This is a genomic window from Gordonia westfalica (assembly GCF_900105725.1).
Taxonomy (GTDB): domain Bacteria; phylum Actinomycetota; class Actinomycetes; order Mycobacteriales; family Mycobacteriaceae; genus Gordonia; species Gordonia westfalica.
The window spans coordinates 1,146,311-1,162,497 of record NZ_FNLM01000034.1 but is presented as its reverse complement, the minus strand read 5'-3'; the positions used below and the strand labels follow the sequence as shown (position 1 = coordinate 1,162,497).

Here is a 16,187-nt window from a genome sequence, read left to right as displayed (position 1 = left end):
TAGCCCCAGGATCAGGCGACGCCGGGATCGCTGGTCTGCTCGGGAGCGGCGGCGACGTCGTCGATCTTGTACTTGTCCGCGGCCTGCTTGGCCACCGACATGTCGATGTGGCCGTCGCGGGCGAGGGCGACGAGCACCGCGACCACGATCGACTCGGCGTCGACGTTGAAGAAACGTCGCGCGGCCGGACGGGTGTCGGAGAAGCCGAACCCGTCGGTGCCGAGCGTCAGGTAGGTACCGGGCAGGTACGCGCGGATCTGCTCCTGGACGCCGCGCATGTAGTCGCTGACGCCGACGAACGGTCCGGCCGCGTCGGCCAGCAGTTCGGTCAGATACGCCGGTGCGGGCTCGCTGCCGGGATCGCGCAGGGCCTCCCGGTCGGCGCGGATGCCGTCGCGGGCCAGCTCGCTCCACGAGGTCACCGAGTACACGTTCGCGCCGACGTTCCACTCCTCGGCGAGCAACTCGGATGCACGCAGCGCGTCGGGCATCGTGACGCCGGAGACCAGGATGTTGGCCGGGTACTCCTTGTTCTCGGGAGCCTTGTGGAACAGGTATCCGCCCTTGACGATGCCCGTCGTGTCGAGGCCCTCCGGCTTCGGCGGCTGGCTGATCGGCTCGTTGTAGACGGTGATGTAGTAGAAGACGTTCTCCGGTTCCTCGCCGTACATGCGCTTGAGGCCGTCGTCGACGATGTGGCCGAGTTCGTAGGCGAACGCCGGGTCGTAGGCGACGACCGCCGGGTTGGTCGAGGCAAGCAGCGGCGAATGGCCGTCGGCATGCTGCAGACCCTCACCGGTGAGCGTCGTACGGCCGGCGGTCGCGCCGATGACGAAACCGCGGGCCATCTGGTCGGCGGCCGCCCAGAAGCTGTCGCCGGTGCGCTGGAAGCCGAACATCGAATAGAAGATGTACAGCGGGATCATCGGTTCGTCGTGCGTCGCATACGACGTGCCGACCGCGGCGAAGCTGGCCGCCGAACCGGCCTCGTTGATGCCCTCGTGCAGGATCTGGCCCTCGGAGCTCTCCTTGTAGGCGAGCATAAGCTCGGCGTCGACCGAGGTGTAGAGCTGTCCGTTGCGGTTGTAGATCTTCAGGGTCGGGAACCACGAGTCCATGCCGAAGGTGCGGGCCTCGTCGGGGATGATCGGCACGATGCGCTTGCCGACCTCCTTGTCGCGCAACAGGTCCTTGAAGACGCGGACCAGCGCCATGGTGGTCGCGACCTGCTGCTTGCCCGAACCCTTCGCGGTGGCCTTGAGGGCCGAGGAGGTGTCGGCCTTGAGGACCTTGGACTTGGTGCGCCTGCTGGGCAGGAACCCGCCGAGCGTCTTGCGGCGGTCCAGCATGTACTGGAGTTCCGGGGAATCCTCGCCGGGGTGGTAGTACGGCGGCAGATACGGATCCTTCTCGAGCTGTTCGTCGCTGATCGGGATGCGCGTGCTGTCGCGGAACGCCTTGAGGTCGTCGAGCGTCAGCTTCTTCATCTGGTGGGTCGCATTGCGTCCCTCGAAGTGCTTGCCGAGCGTGTAGCCCTTGATCGTGTGCGCCAGGATGACCGTCGGCTGGCCCTTGTGGGTCATCGCCGAGGCGTAGGCGGCGTGGATCTTGCGGTAGTCGTGGCCGCCGCGCTTGAGGTTCCAGATCTCCGCGTCGGATAGGTCCTTGACGAGTTCCTTGGTCCGCGGGTCGCGGTTGAAGAAGTGCTCGCGGACGAAGGCGCCGTCGTTGGCCTTGTAGGTCTGGAAATCGCCGTCGGGGGTGGTGTTCATCAGGTTGACCAGGGCGCCGTCGCGGTCGGCGTGCAGCAGCGCGTCCCACTCGCGGCCCCAGATGACCTTGATGACGTTCCAGCCGGCGCCGCGGAAGAACGACTCGAGCTCCTGGATGATCTTGCCGTTGCCGCGCACCGGGCCGTCGAGCCGCTGCAGGTTGCAGTTGACGACGAAGGTGAGGTTGTCGAGGCCCTCGGTGGCCGCGAAGCTGGCGAAGCCGCGCGATTCCGGCTCGTCCATCTCGCCGTCGCCCAGGAACGCCCACACGTGCTGGTCGGAGGTGTCCTTGATCCCGCGGTCGTGCAAATAGTGGTTGAAGCGCGCCTGGTAGATCGCGTTCATCGGGCCGAGGCCCATCGAGACGGTCGGGAACTCCCAGAAGTCGGGCATCAGGCGCGGATGCGGATACGACGGCAGGCCGCCGCCCTCTCCGGCGTGACTGTGCTCCTGACGGAAGCCGTCCATCCGGGTCTCGTCGATGCGGCCCTCGAGGTAGGCGCGGGCGTAGATGCCGGGGGAGGCGTGTCCCTGGATGAAGATGTGGTCGCCGCCGCCGGAGTGGTTCTTGCCGCGGAAGAAGTGGTTGAAGCCGACCTCGTACAGCGACGCCGACGATGCATAGGTCGAGATGTGGCCTCCCACACCGACTCCCGGGCGCTGGGCGCGATGCACCATGATCGCGGCGTTCCAGCGGATCATCTGGCGGAAGCGGCGCTCGAACTCCTCGTCACCGGGGAACCACGGTTCCGCCTCGGTGGGGATGGTGTTCACGTAGTCGGTGGAGGTCAGTGCGGGGATCGACACCCGCTTCTCGCCGGCGCGTTCGAGGAGCCGCAGCATGAGGTAACGGGCTCGGCCGGGGCCGGCGGAGTCGAGAAGTGCATCGAACGAGTCGAGCCACTCGGTGGTCTCGTCGGGATCGATGTCGGGCAGATAGGACGCGACGCCTTCGCGGATGACGCGGACTCGGTGTCCGCTCCGCCCGGCAGTACGTCCGTTGGAGCTCGGGTCGGAGCCGTGCTCGCTCGGAATCGTGTCCTGCGTCGCCTGGTCCATCTGGTCGGTCACGGTGATGCCTACTCCCTCTGACAGGCCGGACTCGGGGTGGTGGTCCGGCTGCATGGCGTACGACACTGCACTCCGATGTTGTGCGGCGTCACCACTCATCGTGCCCCATGTGAGGTGGCTTGGCACCGGGTGGATCTGTGTAGGCTGTCGCGATCGCGAAGGTGCTGTAGCGTCCTTGCAGCGTTACTGATGAGTAGGGGGAGAGCGATGCTGGGCACAGGGGAGGCCACGCCCGGCCGCACAGGGCACCGGGGTGTCCGGGCGAAGGTTACCGTCGGCATGGCATTCGGGGGCATCATGTTGTCGGCGTGCACGTCCACGGTCGGAGGTACGGGTGTGCCGGCGCCCGGTGAGGTGGCGGTCTACCGTTCGGAGGTGTCGGCGTCGGCGGTCGCGCAGGTGCGTGCCGAGGGCGTCGAACTCTGCCGGGAGTCGATGTCGTCGATGGTCGTGATGGTGCGCGGCTACAACACCTTCATCAAGCGGCTCAACACAACGCATTCGTACCCGGAGGTCGGGGACCTCGCCGACAAGGCGCGGGCGAGCCTGATCGCGGGTGCCGATCAGATCCGGCCGAAGATCACCGAGACGTCGCCGCCCGAGGTCGCGACGCCGGCGCGGACGTTCCTCGACGCGACGGCACGTCTCGAGAATGCGATCCGCAAGGAGCAGCGCACCGAGCTCAACCCGGTGGCGGGGCAGTGGACGCGTGACAAGGCGCGACTCCTCGAGGTGTGCGGGGGCTTCACGCCGCTCCCGGCGGCCTCGTCGGCCACACCGCGGTCGTCGGTCACCACCAGCCCGGCTCCGACGAGCCCCGGACGTTGATGCGCGGTCGCGGGTGTCGGGGGTCCGTGCGATCGTCGTTCATGCGATCGTCGAAAAAGAAACGCCCGAAATCGGGTGACGTCGGTCGGCTTGCAATGTGAGGCTTTAGGCTGTTGCCTATGCTGACAAGCGAGTTGGCGTACACAGACGTACAGACCAGCGACGAAAACAACGTCCCAACACCTTCAGGAGGTCACGCGCGGTGGTAGCCGCCACAGACGGTACGGGCAGCAACGCCCAAAAACTGGGCTTGAAGGCCGGCTTGGTCGTGCAGGAGGTCGGTTGGGATGAGGACACGGACGACGAGCTCCGGGCCGACATCGAAGACGCGATCGATGCCGAGATGGTCGATGAGGACGCCGACGACGTCGTAGACGTGGTTGTCCTCTGGTGGCGTGAAGGCGACGGAGACCTCGTCGACGCGCTGATGGACGCCATCGGACCGCTGGCCGAAGACGGATACGTGTGGGTGTTCTCGCCCAAGACCGGACAACCGGGATACGTGGATCCGAGCGAGATCGCCGAGGCGGCGCCCACTGCGGGCCTGACCCAGACATCGGCGATCAGCCTGGGGGACTGGTCGGCAGCCCGACTCGTCCAGCCCAAGGCCCGCTCGGGCAAGAAAGCATGAGCGATGCTCTGCCCGTCGCGCCACTGAGTGTCGGCGACCAGGCACCTGATTTCGAACTCCGGGATCAGAACAATCAGCTCGTGTCCCTGAGCGCGTTGCGCGCCGATCGCAACGTGCTCGTGGTTTTCTTCCCACTCGCGTTCACCGGCACCTGCCAGGGCGAGCTGGGCTACATCCGCGATCAGCAGCCGCGGTTCGACAACGACGACGTGACCACCGTGACGGTCTCGGTGGGTCCCTCGCCGACGCACAAGGTCTGGTCGGCGGCCCAGGGCTTCCTGTTCCCGCTGCTGTCGGACTTCTGGCCCCACGGCGACGTGGCGAAGGCCTACGGCGTCTTCAACTCCGATCGCGGGTACGCGAACCGCGGAACCTTCCTCGTGAACCGCGAGGGCGTCATCGTCTACGCCGACATGGTCGGGCCGGGCGAGGTGCGCGAGAACGACGTCTGGGACAAGGCGCTCGGCGCTGTCGGCTGACCTATAGCTCCAAGCCGCGCCGGGCGCGGGTTGGAGCTATGAGAGTGCCGGGCCGCCCGTGGGCGACCCGGCACTGGTGTTCGGAGCCTCAGTTGCCGGTCAACTTGTCCTTGATGTTCTCGGCGGCGTCCTTCACCTTCTCGGCACCGTTCTTGACTGCGGCCGACAGCTGGTCGCCCTTGCCCTCGCTCTTGAGCTGGTCGTCACCGGTGACGTCGCCGGCCGCCTCCTTGGCCTTGCCCCCGAGGTCCTCGGCCTTGTTGCTGATCTTGTCGTTCAATCCCATTCCTCTCTCCTTCTCTTCTTCTCTGTCGGTCTTTCTCATTTCTCGAAGTGGACGAACGCCTGCACGTGCACGTCCGAAGCCCCGAGAGCTGTCGTGATCGATTCCACCGCCGCCTCGACCGGTCCGCTGATCTCGTCGTAGGAGCGGTTGGGCCGTGACCACGACCCGGATGATGCTGCGGGCACGGTCGTCGATCGCGGTGGCGGACACCTTGTGCAAGAGGGGATCACCCTCGAGTTCGTCGGTGACCGCGGCGGCGATCAACTTCGGGGCGATGGTGAGGGCGCCCGTCTCGTCGGAGTCCGGGAGAGTGACGTCGTCGACGGCGCGCGGAGCGATGTTGGTGGAGATCAACAGCAGTCCCCACCCCACCGCGACGACCGCCACCGCGACCAGCACCCACATCCCCCACGGTTGTGCGATGGAACGCGAGATCGCGGTCTCGTCGATCCGGTCGATCCACTCGTGTACCGGGTCGATACTCGCGCGCCAGGCGATGGCGCCGCCGCCGACGGCGATCAGGGCCAGCGCGATCAGTGCGATCGACAGCCGGTGGAAGGTGGCCGGTAACCGGTTCATCGGACCCTCCTTCCGTCCCGAAAACGAAGCCGCACAACGACTCGGGGTGGCGATTCGAGGACGGACACGACGTCGGCGAGTGTCGAGGCGATCAGATCCCGGTCGGCCAGTGCGGCGCGTCCCTGAACAGTGGACTTCACCTTGCGGCGCGTGACGATCGTGTCGGCGTCGTAGACGCCGGGTAGCTCGGTCACCGCGGCGCTGCATCGGCGGGCGAGGTCGCCGAGGCGGGTCCACATGTCCGGAGCGGCCAGGCGTAGATGCGATCGTCGCCGTGGCTTGACGGCGATCCAGGCCAGGGCCAGTCCGACGATGACGAGACCCACCGCCGTCGGCCACATCCAGTCCTGCCGGCTCAGCTCGGCGATCCATTCCGCCGCGGTGAGCGACCACTGTTGTCCGTCGAGCCACTCGGCTCGTACCGCGATGTCGCGGATCGCGGTGACACCCAATCCGATGAGTGCGAGCCCGAGTACGGCGCCGGCGATGGCTGCACCGGGGTGCCTTGCGAGAGTGAACACGCACTCTGCGGGCTCGGAGCCGGCCCGGCCCGGTTCGGTATGTGTACTGCTCAGCGTCACGACGGCACCTCCTCTGCGCCGGCGGGCTCCTCAGGTGGTGCGGGCAGGTCGATGAACCCGTACTTGCGGCGTTGCACCTCGCGGCGGGGGACCAGCTGGCACACCGTGACGTCCACCTGCACCGGCCTTGTGCCGGTGAGCCTTTCGACCTCGTCGATCACATGGTCGCGGGACCGCCGGCTCACATCGGCGACCGCGCAGGGCCATTCGAGGGCATGTCCAGCGAGATCCGCAAGGCGGAACCCGAGGATCGGAGGGTCGCCCGGGGGAGGTCGGAGCCGATGATCGAGCGACCGGCAGTCGAACCGAGCAGCGATCCGACGGTGCCCTGATGTCTTGTGGCACCGGGGATGTCGAGGACCGCGCGGGTGGCGATCCGCTCGATGACCCGGTCCTCGATCGTGAGGGTGCCGACCGGGCCGGGCGGGGCCGTCATCTCAGCCACGTCCTCTGCTCCGCAGCAGCGCACCGAGATCGATGGTGCCGTCGCGGTTGAGTCCGAGGACCAGTCCCGCCGCACCGAGCGCGAGGGCGAGGAGGAACCCGGCGAGGCCGCCGGCGACCGCCGCGAGTGCCAGAAGCAGTCCGACGAACATCCCGATCATCGCGTTGTTCACTATGCGTCACCTTCTTTGGGCGTAGGGGTGGGGTCGATGGCGATGTCTTCGACAACGACCGCGAACGGGCGTCCGGCGATGCGTTCGGCGGTGTCCCGCACGGTGGCGGCCACGGTCTGCAGATCGGAGGACATGTCGGCGACGATGTGTATCTCACCCACATCGGCGTCGAGGACGATCCCGGCGACGCGGCGACCGGGCAGATAAGTGGCGACCTCGCCGAGTAGCCCGCCGTGCAATCCGGTCACCCCGGGGACGGCGAGAACCACGTCGGCCAGCTCGTCGACGGGATCACGGGGCGTCGAATGCTCCGCGCGTGCCTCGGGGAGATCCGCCGGCGTCACTGGACCCGGGGAGCGTCGTCGGTCTGCTCGTCGTCGTCGCCGAATGCGATGTCGTGGACGGTGACGTTGACCTCGGTCACCTCCAGGCCGGTCATCTGCTCGATCGCGGAGATCACGTTGCGGCGGATGGCGGCGGCCAGCTGGTGAATCGCGACGCCGTACTCGGCGACGATCGAGACGTCGACCGCGGCCTGGCGTTCTCCGACCTCGACCTCGATGCCCTGGGTGGTGCTCACCGAGGTACCGGGCAGGACGTCGCGCACCTTGCCCACCACGCGCTCGGTGGTCCCGCCCAGGTCGTGGACGCCGTCGATCTCACGTGCGGCGATCCCGGCGACCTTGGCGACGACGACGTCGGCGATCGACGTGCGGCCGCGCTCCCCGCCGGTGTCGCGTCGTGCCAGGGCGCGGCCGGTGGTGGAGTCGGTGTCCGCGGACACGGTCGTGTCGGTCCGCGCATCGTCGTCGGTCCGGGCGTCCTTGGTAGCCGTTGCGCTCGAGCTGGCAGCCATGTCGTTTTCCTTCGGTCGTGTTTCTCCTGGGCGGACCGCTGCAATGCGCTATCGCAAAGGTTGTGTGCGATCCGTCTGTAGGGTGAGTCGGTTGGGACGGGGGAGTTGCACACATGAACTGGAGTGATTTGGCTCACAGGGAATCGATCGACCTGGACGACCTGGGCGACGACGAGCTGGCCGGCGCGGCAGCGGTCGGGGACACCGAGGCGTTTGCGGTGCTCGTCCGACGAGTGACGCCGCCTCTGGCCCGGTACATGGGTCGAATGGTCAACGTGCCCCAGACGGCCGAGGACCTCACACAGGAAACGCTGCTGGACGCGTGGAAGGGACTGCCGAACTTCGCGTTCCGCAGTACGTTCCGGACCTGGGTCTTCACCATCGGGCATCGGAAGTCGGCCGACCATCACCGGCGCCGCCGGGATGTGTCGTTCGACGACGAGCGATTCGCCGAGCTCGAGGCCGCGGGCCCGCTGCCGGCAGAGGAGGCCGAGCGGCAGGAGCTGATCGACGCCCTGCGTGCCGAACTCGACAACCTGCCGTCCGGTTCGCGAGCTGCATGGTGGCTCAAGGAAGTGGAGGGCCTTACGCTCTAGGAGATATCCCAGGTGCTGCGCATCAGCACGGGATCGGTTCGCGGGCATCTGCAACGGAGCCGCAGATTCCTCCACACCGCCTGGCGCCGTGGGACCCTGGGAGACGATCATCGACGTCGAGCGCCGACGAGCGGGAAGGAGGGGTTCATGCCTGAGGCACACGACCTCACCGACGCCTGGCTCGTCGACGCCACCCGGCAGCTCGCCGATCCGCCCGGCGACGTGGACCGGTTGATCTCGTCGATCTCCGCCGGACTCAATCGAATTCGACGCCCCGCCCGGGCCCTTGCGACCGATGGTCTGCGCATCAAGATCACTGACGCGATCCTCAAACAGATGATCGCGATCCGGACCCGACGGCAACTCGGGCGTCTGGTGGTGTTCGCGGCCATCGACGGCGCCGGCGACACCATCACCGGCATCCGCGTCGGATTGGTCGCTCGCTACGCCGACGACCTCATCGCCCTGTCCGATCGCGTACGCGACATCGTCGAGGACATCCTCCTCGAGACGATCGGACCCGACAGCAGTGCCGAGGCGCGACGGAACATCGCGGTTCGCTGGCAGGACGTCTACACGCGGGAGTGGCTGAGCGGTTTATAGCTCGAAACCGCGCGGCGCGCGGGTTGGAGCTATGGATTTGGGTGATGTGGTGCGCGCAAAGGGATTCGAACCCCTGACCGCTGGTGTGTAAGACCAGAGCTCTACCGCTGAGCTATACGCGCGTGCAGCGCCGCGTGGCGGCGCATGCGACAACGAATCTAGTCGGTCGACGCCGAACGCCCAAACCTGCCCTTCGATACGCCCCTCCGCAAGCTCCGGGGGGACTCAGGGAGCGGGGGTGGTCGCCCCTCCGCAAGCTCCGGGGCTACTCAGGGAGCGGGGGTGGTCGCCCTCCGCAGGCTCCGGGGCTACTCAGCCGCCCCGCCGTGACCGGCGAACCTCACCTCGACCTGCAGACGTCGATCGACGTCTGCAGGTCGAAATGAGGTTCGCCGGTCAGGCGAAGATCGGCGGGAGCGCGAGGACCATGATCGCGCCCCAGATGACGTGAGTGATCGCGGGGGCGAGGACACCGGCTGTGCTGCGACGCAGGATCGCGCACACCGTGCCCAGGATGACGCCGGCGAAGCCCAGCATCACATTGCCGCTGGCCATGGTGACCAGCACGTAGATGACGGTCGACACCAGCACAGGGTTGTGGGGGCGGGCTGCCGAGTAGACCGACCCGCGGAAGAACAGTTCCTCGGCGAGGCCGTTGATCATCGTGATCGCGGCGACGACGGCGAGGTTGCCGTAGTCGGCGAAAGCGAGCACCTGGTTCGCCAGGTCGCTCACGCCGGGGATCATCCGGGCGATCAGACCGCCGACGACGAACGCCCCACCGACCGCGAGGCCGACGACCACGCCCAGCCCGATGGCCCCGAGACGATCCGGCGGCCGGGCGGCGACCGGGCTGTAGGCACCGAGCCGCAGCGGGCCGGAAACGAGCGCACCGACGATCCACACCACGGCCATGGCGGCCGTCAGCGGGTAGAACGCGGCGTCGCCGGGCTCCACACGGAGCGAGACGCCCAACATGACGGCTCCGATGACAAGGAAGATGCCGACGAGCCAGCGGCGTCGAACGTAGTTGGAGCCAGGATCGGGATCACGATCCAGGGCTATCGAGTTGTAGAGGTCGCGCGCCAGTGCAGTCACCAGCACTCATCACCACCTAGGTCGGTCGTCCACGGACACCAGTCACTCACGGTCTGTGCGGCAGGAAAGTTCCGGCGATCTTCGCCGACACCCGCAGCGTGCCACCGATCGTCTCACCGATGGTGCGTTTCACGCGCAGCCAATCGCCGCCGGCCCAGGCGGGATCGGTGTCGGCTAGGTGGTGCAGATCGTTCAGATCGCAGACGGAACGCGGATACGGGGACTCGACAGAGGCCCGGACGGCGTCGCGCATGGGCGTCAGCCCTCCCTCGGGTGGCGGCACCAGGTCGCGGATGCTGTGCTCCGACGCCGTCATCGAATGGTTCAGCGACGTCACGAGTTCCTCGGTGAGCGACGCCGGCACCGGCACGAACATTCCGCCCAGCCGTCCGGCGAGGCGGGTGCTCACCCGAAGACCGGCAGCCGCAGACGTGGGAAGCGGACCGCGGAGATGTACTCGTGCAGGATCGAGATGTAGCGCGCGTGGTCGGGTCCGGAGATGTCGTATTCGCCTGGCGGAAGCGAGGATTCACACGCGGCGACGAGGTAGTGGATGGCGTCGCGGATGGAGATCGGGTCCATCTCGTTGGTGATCCAGTCGGGTTCGGGGATCACCGGCAGGCGGTCGGCCATGTAGCGGATGATCTCGAACGACGTCGACCCGGCGCCGATGATCACGGCCGCGCGCAGCCAGACGAGTTCCGGCCCGTCGTCGACGACGAGCCCCTCGGCGACGTCGGCCCGGCTCTGTAGGTGCGACGAGAGTTCCGCGTCGCCGGGAACGAAACCGCCCAGGTAGATGATGCGCCCGACGTCGGCATCGCGAGCGGCCTCGGCCACGTTGCGTGCCGCGTCGCGATCGGCGTTGGCGAAGCCGGCCTGACCGATTCCGTGGACCAGGTAGTAGATCGCGTCGAGCCGGCCGGCATCGGCCATCGCCTTCTTGACCGAGATCGGGTCGTCGGCGTCCATGGCCACCTTCGTGACGTCCGACGACCAACCGAACCGGTCGAGTTTGCGGGTGTCCCGGGACGTGACCACGACCTCGTGGCCCTTCCTCAGCAATGCGCATACGAGCCGGGAACCCACGTACCCGGTCGCCCCCGTGATGAGTAACCTCATGCTCTCGACCGTAGAGAAGAATCAGCGATTCGGTTGGATGGGCAGGTCAGTGCGGTCAGGACGGGCCGGTCATCGCTCGTCGATAGCGTTCGGCGACCTGGTCGTGATAGTCCGCGACCGCGGCCAGTTCGACGCGGAGTTCGTCGGGTTCGAGGACGGTGAAGTCGGCCCCGAAGGCGTGCATCCAGCGCGCGATCGACGTCATCGACGTGCTGTAGACGGTCACTTCGCAGGTGTGCTCGTCACCGGATTCCAGCGTGCCCCAGGACTGGTGGATCATCGCCGCGACCTCGTCGAGCGGCAGGTGGATGCGAACCCGCGCGGTCGCCCGCTTCTGCAGTGCGCCGAGGCCGCGGGCGACGAAGGCCGCCGCGCCGCCCTCGGGAGGCTCACGCTGGGTGAATCGCGGACCGGTCGGGATCTTCGGTTCCATGCGGTCGACGCGGAACGAACGCCAGTCGGCGCGGGCGAGGTCGAAACCGACCAGGTACCAGCGGTTCCCGTTGCGGACCAGGCGGTACGGTTCGACCTCGCGGCGGCTCTCCTCGCCGTCATTGCGCCGGTAGTCGAAGCGCAGACGCTCGTGGCGATGGCAGGCCGTGGCGATCTCGGTGAGGCGTTCGGCCGGGACTGCGCTCGCCGGTGCCTCCCGGGGGATGGCCTCGATCCTGAGCGCGTCGAGCCGGTGCTGGAGCCGCGACGGCATGACCTGACGCAGTTTCGCGAGCGCACCGGCCGAGGCCTCGGCCATGTCGGCGACCGCGCCCGTCGTCACCGCGTCGAGCCCCAGCGCGACGGCGAGCACTTCCTGATCGTCGAGCAGCAGCGGCGGCATCTCGGCGCCGGCCCCGAGCCGATACCCGCCGCGCGCACCGACATTCGCGTCGACGGGATAGCCGAGCTCGCGGAGCTTGTCGATGTCACGACGCACCGTGCGGGTCGTGATGTCGAGGCGCTCGGCCAGTTCTCTGCCCGACCATTCCCGCCGCGTCTGCAGCAGCGACAGCAGGGCGAGCAGCCGGGCCGAGGTTTCCAACATGCACTCATGTTGCCTCAATAGGCGGACAGGTTCTGTCCTTGTTCGTTGGAGTGGCGGCGAGGCGCGGATTGTCAGTCGAGCTCGACGGAGGGTCTGCCCCGCTAAGGTTGGTGCCGGTCCGGATCTCGCCGGGCGCACGATCGCAAGGAGTTCGACATGCCCACGACCATCCTGCCGCTCGCCGAGGTCACCGAAGGCCTGATCGCCCAGTGGAGCGCGATCGCCGACGTCGCGGCCGGACTCACCGACGAACAGTGGTCGGGGCCGTCGGTGCTGCCCGGATGGACCAACGCCGACGTCGTCGCGCACATCATCGGCACCGAGAGCATGCTCGACGGCCGCGACGTGGAGGCCACCCGCACCGTGAGCGCTCTCGACCACGTGCGGAACCCGATCGGCGAACTGAACGAGAAGTGGGTCGACCACTATCGCCCGAAGCCGCGCGCCGAGGTTCTCGCCGCGCTCGAAGAGATCGTCGCGGTCCGCACCGCTGCGCTGAAGGCCATGACGCAGGAGCAGTTCGAGGCTCCGTCGATGACCCCGGCCGGCGCAGACACCTACGGACGCTTCATGCGCATCCGCATCTTCGACTGCTGGGTTCACGAGATCGACCTGCGCGACAGCGCCGATGGTTCGGCGGTCGCCGATCCCGTCCCGGCGTCGTGGGCGCTCGACGAGATCGGGGCGTCGCTGCCGTTCGTCGTCGGCAAGCGGGCCGACGCCCCCAAGGGGAGCAAGGTGCTCTTCGACATCACCGGCCTGTCGCCCCGGACCGTCCGGATCGACGTCGGCGACCGTGCGTCGCTCGTCGAGGAGTTCGAGGGAGGGGACGCCTCGGCCGATGTGCGGCTGCGGATCGATGCGGCGAACCTGGCGCGGTGCGCCGGCGGACGTCGCGACGCCGACCCGAACGAAGTGGAGATCGAGGGCGATCAGACGCTGGGACAGGCGATCCTCACGCGGATGAACTACGTGATCTGACCCTTCGAGGCTCGCTTCGCTCGCACCTCAGGGAGCGGAGGGGGAGTGCGGTATGGCTGCCGGAAAGCGGCACTGACAACGCACTCTGGCGCGGCGCTACCCGCCGACCGTCGCCTTCTGGATGAGTAGGTTCTGGTTCGGCGGTCCCGACTGCGCACCGGGCTTGGCGGGGGTGAACCCGCCCGCGACGACCTTGTCCAGCACGGCGAGTCCGGCGGGGTCCATGGTGCCGACGACCGAGTACGTGAGCGGCAGATCGGTGTCGTCGGCGAGCATGAAGAACGTCGTCGAGCCGGTGGCACCCTCGTCGTCGGGGAGATCGAGGATGCCGACGGTACCGCGCGGGTAGGTGACCTGCGGAATCCCGTTGGTGTCGGTGCCGGCCGACGGTAGGTTCTCGGGCAGTTCATCGGGGCTGGTCCATCCGGGGTTGGTGCCCTCCTTGCCGCCCGACGACCCGCAGATCAGATATTTCGCCGACGCACGGTGGCATTTGCTGCCGTCGTAGAACCCGGACTTGATCAGCGAGACCATGGCGGCGACGTTGCACGGCGCCTCGGCCCGGTTGAGCGTCATGGTGATGGTGCCCTGCGCGGCGATCGGGATCTGCGCGTCCACGGTGCCGGTGTTCGGCTGGGTCGACGCCGGCGGCGGCTGGGTGATGCCGCCGACCACCGTGCGCGCCGGGTAGTCACAGGCGACCGTGCCCGCGGGCATCGCCTGCGACGAGGTGCCGGGTTCCGGCGGATCGTCTCCACCGCCCGACAGCGCGACGACGATGCCGGTGACCGCAAGGGCGATCACCGCGACGCCGGCGCCGATGGCGATCCCGATGTTGCGTCCCGTCTTCGACTTCCGGGGTGGCGGGGTCGGGGTACCCCACTGGTTGGGCCCTGAGTACGACTGGGGACCCGAATACGACTGTGGCCCTGAATACGCCTGGGGACCTGAGTACGACTGGGGACCCGAATAGGACTGCGGACCTGAGTACGACTGTGGCCCTGAATAGGACTGGGGACCCGAATGCGACTGGGGCCCGGAATGACCTGGGGGAGAGCCGTATCCACCACCCGGGCCGGGGGAATGTTGCGGGCCGGGGACGGTCGGACCCGAACTCAGGCCGCGAACCATCGTCGGGTCCGAGGCCGTGGAGCCGCCGGGGGTCGGATGTGCCGCCGGCTGCTGGGGCGGTCGCGGCGCATAGGTGGGCGGGGTCATGCTCGACGGTGGGAGCGGCTGGGGTACGACGGTGGGCGGCGCCTGCGCGGCCGGCGGTGGCTGCGAACGGCCCGCCGCCGCGGCGTTGCCCGACACGGCGTCGGCGGCCGCGCGGATGAGTTCGCGCGCGCTGGGATAGCGCTGTGCCGGGTCCTTGGCGAGGCCGCGCGTGATCACCGGGTCGAGCGGTCCGCCCGTCTGCGGTGGCGGTTTGGTGATGTGCGCGGTCATCAGACCCTGATCGGTCTTCGCCGGGAACGGGGTCCGGCCGGTGACGCTCTCGTAGAGAACGCAGGCGAGGGCGTAGTTGTCCGATCCCGGGCCGGCCGGCTCGTCGCCGAACCGTTCCGGTGCCATGTAGGCCAGCGTGCCGAGCGCGGTCCCGACCTGCGTCAGACGGCTGTCGGTGGTGCCCTGCGCGATGCCGAAGTCCACGAGGTAGGCGAAGTCGTCGGCGTCGACGAGGATGTTGTCCGGTTTGATGTCGCGGTGGACCAGACCGTCGCGGTGCGCCGCGTCGAGTGCCGCCGCGACCTGGCCCAGGATGCGAACCGCCCGGTCGGGTGCCAGCGGACCGGAGTTGAGGAGCTTACGCAGGTCCTGGCCGTCGACGAGGCGCATGTCGATGAACAGGACGCCGTCCTTCTCACCCCAGTCGTGGATCGGGATGACGTGCGGATCGGAGAGTTTGGCCGCCGTCTTCGACTCGCGTTCGAATCGTTCGCGGAAATCGTTGTCGTGGACCAGATGTGGCGGGAGAACCTTCAGGGCGACTCGACGTTCCCGGACGGTGTCGTAGGCCTCGTACACCTCGCCCATGCCGCCGCGACCCAGCAGTCTGTCGATGCGATACGGGCCCAGGGTGGTGCCCGCTCTCGACGATGGATCGGTCACGTCATCCTCGGTTCCTCGATCGTCAGATCCTCAGCCGGCGGTCGAAACCACCCTAACGAGTGTCGAGCACGTTCGTACATCGACCGGCGCGGCGACGGTCACGACCGGTCCGGCACGACGTCGGCGTCCGCCAGTCCCGGACCGCGCGCGAAGTCGCGGGCCTTGGCACCCGAGAGGATCTGCGCGGGTAGCGGATCGCTCAGCAGGGTGCGGACCAGGGTCGCCGACGCGTCGAGCGGGGCGTCGCTGCCGACGATGACGATGTTGCCGGTGCGACGACCCTTGAACATCGCGGCGTCGGCGATGAGCAGGAGGTGCTCGAAGACCGACGCGACGGTCGCGGCTTCGGCGCGAGCTCCCGCCAGATCTCGACTGTCGCCGCAGTTGGCGAGATACAGTCCGCCCGGTACGAGTACGTCGCGGACGGCGGCGGTGAACTCGCGGGTCGTCAGATGGGCCGGCGTGCGGTCCCCGGCGAAGGCGTCGCGCACGATCACCTCGCGCGTGCCCGGCTGCAGCGATGTCACCACCTCCCGCGCGTCGCCGACCCGGATCCGCAGCCTGGGGGCGCGGGGGAGGTCGAACCACTCGCGCACGAGTCGGGCGAGTTCGCCGTCGACCTCGACGGCCACCTGACGCGCATCGGGGTACCGGTGGTCGAGGTAGCGGGCGAGCGCGCAGGCGGCGCCGCCCAGGTGGAGAACCCGCAGTCGATCCGACGCGGGATGGCGTTCGGCGATGACGGCGGCCATCTGGCGCAGGTACTCGAAGTCGAGCACGGTCGGGTCGTCGGGGTCGATGTGCGAACTGTGGGCCCCGTTGACGGTCAGCAACCACCCGCCGGCGATGGTGTCGCGCGCGAGTTCGGCGACGCCGGTGTCGATGACGTGCCGCCCGGGCGACGGTTCCGCGGATGACCTGGCCACGGGGTCGAGT

17 protein-coding genes, 1 tRNA gene and 2 pseudogenes are annotated in these 16,187 nt (G+C 68.1%); 6 read left to right on the top strand and 14 right to left on the bottom strand.

The genetic code is table 11. The features are described from left to right. Positions 1-11 precede the first annotated feature (11 nt). Positions 12-2,897 (bottom strand): pyruvate dehydrogenase (acetyl-transferring), homodimeric type, encoded by a 2,886-nt coding sequence (gene aceE, locus BLU62_RS10655; protein ID WP_244278112.1) that lies wholly within the window; start codon positions 2,895-2,897, stop codon positions 12-14. 153 nt (positions 2,898-3,050) lie between these two features. Between aceE and BLU62_RS10650 the strand changes: the two genes are divergently transcribed. The 3 genes from BLU62_RS10650 (at position 3,051) to BLU62_RS10640 (ending at position 4,781) form a co-directional block, all read left to right on the top strand. Beyond that, positions 3,051-3,671 carry a hypothetical protein gene (locus BLU62_RS10650; protein WP_074849457.1) on the top strand — a complete coding sequence of 207 codons (621 nt, stop codon included), beginning with the start codon at positions 3,051-3,053 and terminating at the stop codon, positions 3,669-3,671. Between the two features lie 202 nt (positions 3,672-3,873). Then, the gene (locus BLU62_RS10645) at positions 3,874-4,302 is read left to right on the top strand and encodes a DUF3052 domain-containing protein (RefSeq protein WP_006867889.1); all 429 of its coding nucleotides are present in this window, start codon (positions 3,874-3,876) and stop codon (positions 4,300-4,302) included. Continuing rightward, positions 4,299-4,781 (top strand): peroxiredoxin, encoded by a 483-nt coding sequence (locus tag BLU62_RS10640; protein WP_074849456.1) that lies wholly within the window; start codon positions 4,299-4,301, stop codon positions 4,779-4,781. The genes BLU62_RS10645 and BLU62_RS10640 overlap by 4 nt, the downstream gene beginning before the upstream one ends. A gap of 88 nt (positions 4,782-4,869) precedes the next feature. On the opposite strand, the gene BLU62_RS10635 is transcribed toward BLU62_RS10640, so the two are convergent. The 7 genes from BLU62_RS10635 to BLU62_RS10605 all read right to left on the bottom strand — a co-directional run bounded on the left by BLU62_RS10635 (position 4,870) and on the right by BLU62_RS10605 (position 7,700). Next, entirely contained in the window at positions 4,870-5,067 is a 198-nt protein-coding gene (locus BLU62_RS10635; protein WP_074849454.1) for a CsbD family protein, read from the bottom strand. Between the two features lie 575 nt (positions 5,068-5,642). Further along, positions 5,643-6,227, bottom strand: a complete 585-nt coding sequence (locus BLU62_RS10625; protein WP_074849452.1) for an Asp23/Gls24 family envelope stress response protein — start codon at positions 6,225-6,227, stop codon at positions 5,643-5,645. Continuing rightward, the gene (locus BLU62_RS33800; RefSeq protein WP_244278111.1) at positions 6,224-6,412 is read right to left on the bottom strand and encodes a hypothetical protein; all 189 of its coding nucleotides are present in this window, start codon (positions 6,410-6,412) and stop codon (positions 6,224-6,226) included. Before BLU62_RS33800 ends, BLU62_RS10625 begins: the two co-directional genes overlap by 4 nt. After that, on the bottom strand, positions 6,409-6,672 hold the full coding sequence (locus BLU62_RS33795) for an Asp23/Gls24 family envelope stress response protein (protein WP_244278110.1): 264 nt from the start codon (positions 6,670-6,672) through the stop codon (positions 6,409-6,411). The genes BLU62_RS33800 and BLU62_RS33795 overlap by 4 nt, the downstream gene beginning before the upstream one ends. Beyond that, complete coding sequence (locus BLU62_RS10615) at positions 6,665-6,844, bottom strand: DUF2273 domain-containing protein (protein WP_074849450.1); 180 nt, start codon at positions 6,842-6,844, stop codon at positions 6,665-6,667. Before BLU62_RS10615 ends, BLU62_RS33795 begins: the two co-directional genes overlap by 8 nt. Further along, positions 6,844-7,188: a hypothetical protein gene (locus BLU62_RS10610; protein ID WP_074849448.1), complete on the bottom strand. Its 345-nt coding sequence runs from the start codon at positions 7,186-7,188 to the stop codon at positions 6,844-6,846. Before BLU62_RS10610 ends, BLU62_RS10615 begins: the two co-directional genes overlap by 1 nt. Beyond that, a complete protein-coding gene (locus tag BLU62_RS10605) occupies positions 7,185-7,700 on the bottom strand; it encodes an Asp23/Gls24 family envelope stress response protein (RefSeq protein WP_074849446.1) in 516 nt (171 codons plus the stop codon). Before BLU62_RS10605 ends, BLU62_RS10610 begins: the two co-directional genes overlap by 4 nt. Positions 7,701-7,813: 113 nt before the next feature. Between BLU62_RS10605 and BLU62_RS10600 the strand changes: the two are divergent. Both BLU62_RS10600 and BLU62_RS10595 read left to right on the top strand, forming a co-directional pair. After that, a pseudogene (locus BLU62_RS10600) lies at positions 7,814-8,451 on the top strand (RNA polymerase sigma factor). After that, complete coding sequence (locus tag BLU62_RS10595; protein ID WP_074849444.1) at positions 8,444-8,899, top strand: hypothetical protein; 456 nt, start codon at positions 8,444-8,446, stop codon at positions 8,897-8,899. Before BLU62_RS10600 ends, BLU62_RS10595 begins: the two are co-directional and overlap by 8 nt. Before the next feature lie 47 nt (positions 8,900-8,946). Here BLU62_RS10595 and BLU62_RS10590 read toward each other — a convergent pair. The 4 genes and pseudogenes from BLU62_RS10590 to BLU62_RS10575 all read right to left on the bottom strand — a co-directional run bounded on the left by BLU62_RS10590 (position 8,947) and on the right by BLU62_RS10575 (position 12,158). After that, positions 8,947-9,021 (bottom strand) — tRNA-Val (locus BLU62_RS10590). 274 nt (positions 9,022-9,295) lie between these two features. Further along, positions 9,296-10,003: a CPBP family intramembrane glutamic endopeptidase gene (locus tag BLU62_RS10585; RefSeq protein ID WP_074849441.1), complete on the bottom strand. Its 708-nt coding sequence runs from the start codon at positions 10,001-10,003 to the stop codon at positions 9,296-9,298. 40 nt (positions 10,004-10,043) lie between these two features. Next, positions 10,044-11,119 (bottom strand): annotated as a pseudogene (locus tag BLU62_RS10580) (NAD(P)H-binding protein). A gap of 55 nt (positions 11,120-11,174) precedes the next feature. Next, positions 11,175-12,158, bottom strand: coding sequence for a helix-turn-helix transcriptional regulator (locus BLU62_RS10575; protein ID WP_074849439.1), 984 nt, complete (start codon positions 12,156-12,158; stop codon positions 11,175-11,177). A 156-nt stretch (positions 12,159-12,314) separates the two neighbouring features. On the opposite strand from BLU62_RS10575, the gene BLU62_RS10570 reads away from it, so the two are divergent. Next, positions 12,315-13,139, top strand: coding sequence for a maleylpyruvate isomerase family mycothiol-dependent enzyme (locus tag BLU62_RS10570; RefSeq protein WP_074849437.1), 825 nt, complete (start codon positions 12,315-12,317; stop codon positions 13,137-13,139). A gap of 96 nt (positions 13,140-13,235) precedes the next feature. Here BLU62_RS10570 and BLU62_RS10565 read toward each other — a convergent pair whose 3' ends face one another. Together BLU62_RS10565 and BLU62_RS10560 are read right to left on the bottom strand one after the other, a co-directional pair. Next, complete coding sequence (locus BLU62_RS10565; protein WP_074849435.1) at positions 13,236-15,251, bottom strand: protein kinase domain-containing protein; 2,016 nt, start codon at positions 15,249-15,251, stop codon at positions 13,236-13,238. Positions 15,252-15,349: 98 nt separating this feature from the next. Then, positions 15,350-16,177 (bottom strand): spermidine synthase, encoded by an 828-nt coding sequence (locus BLU62_RS10560; protein WP_074849433.1) that lies wholly within the window; start codon positions 16,175-16,177, stop codon positions 15,350-15,352. Between the last annotated feature and the right edge of the window lie 10 nt (positions 16,178-16,187).